This window comes from Pseudomonadota bacterium, from assembly GCA_023229365.1.
Lineage (GTDB): Bacteria > Myxococcota_A > Polyangia > JAAYKL01 > JAAYKL01 > JALNZK01.
Window position 1 is genome coordinate 1 of the sequence record JALNZK010000215.1, and the last position, 5,653, is coordinate 5,653.

Genomic DNA, 5,653 nt, shown 5'->3' on the forward strand with positions numbered 1-5,653 from the left:
CGTGCGCGATCTGAAGGCGGAGCGGGCGACCCTGGGCGTGGAGGTGCGAAGATGATCGTCCCGTCGATAGACATCATGGGCGGACAGGCGGTGCAGCTCGTCGGCGGCGAGGCGCTCGCCGTCGAGGCGGGCGATCCGATCGCCGTCGCCGAGCGCTTCGCCGTGGTCGGCGAGCTCGCCGTGATCGATCTCGACGCTGCGCTCGGCCGCGGCGACAACCGGGCGATCGTCGCCGAGATCGTCCGGCGCTTCCCGTGCCGGGTCGGCGGCGGCATCCGAAGCGCCGAAGCGGCGATCGCGTGGCTCGACGCGGGCGCCGAGAAGGTCATCCTCGGCACCGCCGCGCGCGAGGAGATCCTGGCCGCGCTCCCGAAGGGACGCGTGATCGCCGCCGTGGACGCCAGGGCCGGCGAGGTGGTCGTCGAGGGGTGGCGCACCCGCACGGGGCGGGCGCTCCACGCGGAGATCGCGCGCCTGCGCCCGCTCGTCGGCGGCTTCCTCGTCACGTTCGTGGAGCGCGAGGGCCGGCTGCAGGGTATCGACCTCGACGCCGTGCGGCGGGCCGTGGAGGCGGCCGGCGGGATCCCCATGACGGTCGCCGGCGGCGTCACCACGGCGGCGGAGATCGCCGCGATCGACGCCCTCGGCGCCGACGCGCAGGTGGGCATGGCGATCTACAGCGGGCGGCTCGATCTCGCGGATGCGCTGACCGCGCCGCTGCGGAGCGATCGCGCGGACGGTCTCTGGCCGACGATCGTGGTCGACGAGCGCGGCGAGGCTCTCGGCCTCGTCTGGTCCGACGCCGAGAGCGTGCGCGAGGCTGTGCGCACCCGGCGCGGGGTGTACAGGTCGCGCCGCCGCGGCCTGTGGCGCAAGGGCGAGACATCCGGGGACGTCCAGATCCTCGAGCGCATCGACGTGGACTGCGACCGGGACGCCCTCAGGTTCACGGTGCGGCAGCTCGGCGCCGGGTTCTGCCACCTCGGGACGCGGGGCTGCTTCGGCGCAGCGCGCGGTCTCAGCGAGCTCGCCCGGCGGCTCGCGGCCCGGGTCGCGGACGCGCCACCGGGATCGTACACGCGCCGGCTGCTCGACGATCCCGCGTTGCTCGGATCGAAGCTGCGCGAGGAGGCGGCGGAGCTCGCCGCTGCGAGCGGCCGGGCCGAGGTCGCACACGAGGCCGCGGACGTCGTCTACTTCGCGCTCGTCGCCGCGGCGCGGGCCGGGGTCGACCTCAGCGAGGTCGAGCGGGAGCTCGACCGCCGGAGCCTGAAGATCACGCGTCGCCCCGGCGACGCCAAGCCGGAGGAGGTGGCGGGATGAGCGCGTCGCCGCTCGAGATCGTGAGCGCCGCGGAGGCGCTGTCGCGGGCGCCCGAGCCGCTCGACCCCGACGCCGAGCGGGTGGCGCGGGAGATCGTCGACGACGTGGCCCGCCGCGGGGAGGCCGCCGTCGCGGAGCACGCCGCGCGCCTGGGCGACGTGGCGCCGGGCGGCGCGCTCTACGTTGATCGCGCACGCCTCGACAGTGCGCTCGCCGACCTCGACGCCGCCGATCGGGCGCTGCTCGAGCGGGCGGTCGAGCGCGTTTCGCGCTTCGCAAAGGCCCAGCGCCGGGCGCTCGCCGACGTCGACGTCGCGATCCCGGGCGGTCGCGCGGGGCACACGGTCGCGCCGGTGCGCGCCGCGGGGTGCTACGCGCCCGGGGGCCGGTATCCCCTGCCCTCCTCGGTGATCATGACGGCGGCGACCGCGCGCGCGGCCGGCGTCGCCACGGTGTGGGTCGCCTCTCCGAGACCGAGCGCGGTGACGCTCGCCGCGGCAGGCGCGTGCGGGGCCGACGGCCTCCTCGCGGTCGGGGGTGCCCAAGCGATCGCCGCGCTGGGGTTCGGCTGCGGGCCGGTGCCGGCGTGCGACGTCGTGGCGGGGCCGGGGAACCGGTTCGTCACCGCCGCGAAGCTCGCGATCTCGCGGCGCTGCCGGATCGACCTGCTCGCCGGGCCCTCGGAGCTGCTCGTCGTCGCGGACGATCGCGCGGATCCGGAGCTCGTCGCCGCCGATCTCCTGGCTCAGGCCGAGCACGATCCGGGCGCCGTTCCGATGCTCGTGTCGGACAGCGCGGCGCTCGTGGGGCGTGTGAATGCGGCGCTCCTCCGGCAGCTCGGGGGCCTCGCGACGGCGGAGGTGGCGCGGACGGCCCTCCGCAACGGCTTCGCGGTGGTGGTGGACGGCCTCGACGCCGCGCTCGCGCTCGCGTCGAGGATCGCGCCGGAGCACCTGGAGCTCGCCGTCGCGGATCCCGGGGCGGCGGCCGGCCGCTGCGGCGACTGCGGCGGGCTGTTCGTGGGCGCGCTCTCCGCCGAGATCGTCGGAGACTACGGCGCCGGCCCGAACCACACGCTTCCCACCGGCGGCACGGCCCGCAGCCGCGGCGGCCTGTCGGTGCTCGATTTCCTCAAGGTGCGGACGTGGATCGCGCTGGACGACCGCGCCGCAGCCGCCGGGCTCTTCGCCGACGCGGAGCGGCTGGCGGAGATCGAAGGGCTCGCGGGTCACGCGGCCGCCGCGCGCCTGCGCCGGGGTTTTGCCCCATGACAGAATAGAAAAAGGGGTTAAGCTGTCGAACATAGGCCTTCAAGGGTGACGACAATGCTTTCACTTCACAAGACGCATCTCCCGGTTCTCCTCGTCGCGGGCGCCCTCGCCGTGGCGCTCGCGCCCTTGGGCGCCGCGGCGGTCGACTTCACCCCCATCGAGCTCGAGTCGCTCAAGCGGGGCGCGGTCGTCCGGCAGGAGCTGCCCTCGTCTCGACGGGGCGGCTTCTACGGCGGCTCCGGGTACGCGATCGTCGACGCGCCGGTCGGCGCGGTCTGGAAGGCGATCCAGGACTGGGACGCCTACACGAGGGCGTTCCCGAACACGACGGAGTCGGTCGAGATCTCCCGAAAGGGCGGCCGCTCGCTCGTCCGGATGAAGATCGGCCACCCGGTCGTGTCGGTCCAGTACCACGTCGAAATGAAGCGGGACGAGGAGAAGAAGGTGATCTCGTTCCAGATGGTCAAGGAGCTCCCCAACGACCTCGACGACGTGCGGGGTTACTGGCGCCTGTTCGAGCAGCCGGGCGGCAGGACGCTCATCGCCTACGTCCTGGCGATCCGGGCGCCCATGGGGCTCATCAACCTCATCGGGCCGAAGCTCGAGGATCAGGCGATCACCGCGCTCCTCAACGTCCCCGGGTTCATGAAGGACTGGATCGAAGGTCCGGGCCGATCGCGGTACCTTTGAGCGCTAGGTCTCCTCGGCCGCCTCGCCCCGCCTGTTGAACGCGTTCATCGCCTTGACAGCGCCGTCCTTCACGACGGCCTCGACCGCGTCCGCGGCGCGCTCCACGACGTCCGGCAGCTCGGCCGCCTCCTCCTTCGCGAAGGGCTGGAGGACGTAGTCGGTCGCGTCGCCGAACCTCGGCCGCCCGATGCCCACGCGGACCCGGAGGAACCCGGGATCGCCGAGCTCGGCCGCGCACGACGCGAGCCCCTTGTGGCCGCCCAGGCCGCCCCCGACCTTCACGCGGACGACTCCGAACTCGAGGTCGAGGTCGTCGTGCACGACGACGATGTCCGGGATCGCGATGCGGAAGAACGCGGCCGCGCGGACCACGCTCCTCCCGCTCAGGTTCATGAAGGTGAGAGGCTTGAGGAGCAGGGCCGGCCTCCCCGCGACGTCGGCCCGCGAGGCGAGCCCCGAAAACTTCTCCTGCCAGCCCGCTCCCGCGGCCCTCCTTTGCAGCGCGTCGGCGACCATGAACCCGGCGTTGTGCCGGGTCCCCGCGTACTTCGGCCCCGGGTTGCCGAGGCCGACGACGAGCGCGCCACCCTCCACGGGCTAGTCCTTCTTGCCGTCCTTCTTGGCGTCCTTCTTGGCGTCCTTCTTGACGTCCTTCTTGCCGTCCTTCTTGGCGTCGGCCTCGCCCTCGGCCTTCTTCTCGCCCTCCGCGCCCTCGGCAGCCGCCTCGCCCTCGGCGCCCTCGGCAGCCGCCTCGACGGCGACCTCCTCGACCTTCTCGGCCTTGGGCATCGTGACCGTGAACACCGACTGCTCGCCCGGCAGCGCGATCGTCGCGCCTTCGGGGATCGCGAGCTCCCTCACCGCGATGTGCCCGCCGAGCTCGAGCGCGGAGACGTCGTGGACGATCTCCGCCGGGATGCGATCCGGGAGGCAGTCGACCGGCACGTGGCGGAAGATCTGCGTGAGCCCGCCGCCGGCGGCCTCGCCGAGCGACCGACCGGTGCGGATCACCGGGACCTGGACGCGGATCGGCTTGGTGACGTCGATCGCGAGGAAGTCGACGTGCTGCAGCGTCCGGCGCACCGGGTGGTACTGGTGATCCCGGACGAGCGCGACGATCTCCTTCGCCTTGCCCCCTTCCTGGACGTTCAGCTTGAGCACCGTGTTGAGGCGCATCGGCCCGGCGAGCGCCTGGACGATCTCGCGGGGCACGACCGAGACGCAGAACGTCTCGACGCCGAGGCCGTAGACGACCGCCGGCACCTGGCCCGAACGGCGCATGCGCCGCGCCGCGCCCTTGCCCGTGTTGTTCCGCTTGATGACGTTGAGCGTTTTGAATTCCATTGTCCTGACCTTCCTTCAACCGCCGTTGGCGTTTTTCTTCCCTTGTCTCAACCGAACAGGGAGCTGACCGAGTCTCCCGTGTGGATCCGCTTGATCGCCTCCGCGAGCAGCGACGCGCACGACACGACCTCGATGCGCCCGTCGCGCTTCTCCTCGTCGGAGTGCGGGATCGTGTCCGTCACGATGAGCTTCTCGAGCACCGACGCCTTGAGCCTTTCGATCGCCGGGCCGGACAGCACGCCGTGCGTCGCCGCCGCCATGACCCGCTTCGCGCCCGCGTCGACGAGCGCCTTTGCCGAGTTCGTGAGCGTGCCCGCCGTGTCGACCATGTCGTCCACGATGATGCAGTCGCAGCCCTTCACCTCGCCAATGATGTTCATCACCTCGGACTGGTTCGCCTTCGGGCGCCGCTTGTCGATGATCGCGAGGTTCGCGTGCAGCTGCTTCGCGAACGCGCGCGCCCGCGCCACGCCGCCCGCGTCCGGAGACACGATCACGACCTCGTCGCGCAGCTGCTCCTTCATGTGCGTCGCGATGACGTTCAGCCCGTAGAGGTTGTCGAACGGCACGTCGAAGAAGCCCTGGATCTGGCCCGCGTGCAGATCGAGCGCGACCATGCGATCGACGCCCGCGGCCTGCAGGAGATCCGCGACGAGCTTCGCGCTGATAGGCGTGCGCGGCGCGGCCTTGCGATCCTGGCGCGAGTAACCGTAGTACGGCACGACCGCGGTGATCGACTCGACCGACGCGCGCTTCAGGGCGTCGATGAGCACGAGCAGCTCCATGAGGTTGTCGTTGACCGGCGCGCACGTCGGCTGGATCACGAACGCGCTCGAGCCGCGCACGTTCTCCTCGATCTGGACGAAGACCTCGCCGTCCGAGAAGCGCTTGAGAGTGACTTCGCCGAGGCGGATCTTCGCCCGGTTGCTGATCTCCCTGGCGAGCTGCGGGTTCGCCGAGCCGGCGATGAGACAGATCGTGTTGAACGCCATGTCACCCTCCTTTGCGTCGCGCCGGGCGCGCCC

Annotated in this window: 6 protein-coding genes; 3 read left to right on the top strand and 3 right to left on the bottom strand. The window is 72.0% G+C overall.

Annotation, left to right across the window (positions count from 1 at the left end; genetic code table 11):
* From hisE to M0R80_31135, 3 genes are all read left to right on the top strand, one after another.
* On the top strand, positions 1–1,323 hold a 1,323-nt coding region (gene hisE / locus M0R80_31125; protein ID MCK9464094.1), incomplete at its 5' end, for a phosphoribosyl-ATP diphosphatase.
* Entirely contained in the window at positions 1,320–2,594 is a 1,275-nt protein-coding gene (hisD, locus tag M0R80_31130; GenBank protein ID MCK9464095.1) for a histidinol dehydrogenase, read from the top strand. The genes hisE and hisD, both read left to right, overlap by 4 nt.
* Before the next feature lie 54 nt (positions 2,595–2,648).
* On the top strand, positions 2,649–3,284 hold the full coding sequence (locus tag M0R80_31135; protein MCK9464096.1) for an SRPBCC family protein: 636 nt from the start codon (positions 2,649–2,651) through the stop codon (positions 3,282–3,284).
* A gap of 3 nt (positions 3,285–3,287) precedes the next feature.
* On the opposite strand, the gene pth is transcribed toward M0R80_31135, so the two are convergent.
* Genes pth through M0R80_31150 form a run of 3 tightly spaced genes read right to left on the bottom strand, consistent with a single transcriptional unit; the run spans position 3,288 to position 5,620 of the window.
* A complete protein-coding gene (gene pth / locus M0R80_31140) occupies positions 3,288–3,878 on the bottom strand; it encodes an aminoacyl-tRNA hydrolase (protein ID MCK9464097.1) in 591 nt (196 codons plus the stop codon).
* Between the two features lie 3 nt (positions 3,879–3,881).
* The gene (locus M0R80_31145; GenBank protein ID MCK9464098.1) at positions 3,882–4,628 is read right to left on the bottom strand and encodes a 50S ribosomal protein L25; all 747 of its coding nucleotides are present in this window, start codon (positions 4,626–4,628) and stop codon (positions 3,882–3,884) included.
* A gap of 47 nt (positions 4,629–4,675) precedes the next feature.
* On the bottom strand, positions 4,676–5,620 hold the full coding sequence (locus tag M0R80_31150) for a ribose-phosphate pyrophosphokinase (protein MCK9464099.1): 945 nt from the start codon (positions 5,618–5,620) through the stop codon (positions 4,676–4,678).
* Between the last annotated feature and the right edge of the window lie 33 nt (positions 5,621–5,653).

Coding starts and splice junctions, on each gene's coding strand:
- hisD (MCK9464095.1), top strand. CDS start 1,320: ATGAGCGCGTCGCCGCTCGAGATCGTGAGCGCCGCGGAGGCGCTGTCG.
- M0R80_31135 (MCK9464096.1), top strand. CDS start 2,649: ATGCTTTCACTTCACAAGACGCATCTCCCGGTTCTCCTCGTCGCGGGC.
- M0R80_31145 (MCK9464098.1), bottom strand. CDS start 4,628: ATGGAATTCAAAACGCTCAACGTCATCAAGCGGAACAACACGGGCAAG.
- M0R80_31150 (MCK9464099.1), bottom strand. CDS start 5,620: ATGGCGTTCAACACGATCTGTCTCATCGCCGGCTCGGCGAACCCGCAG.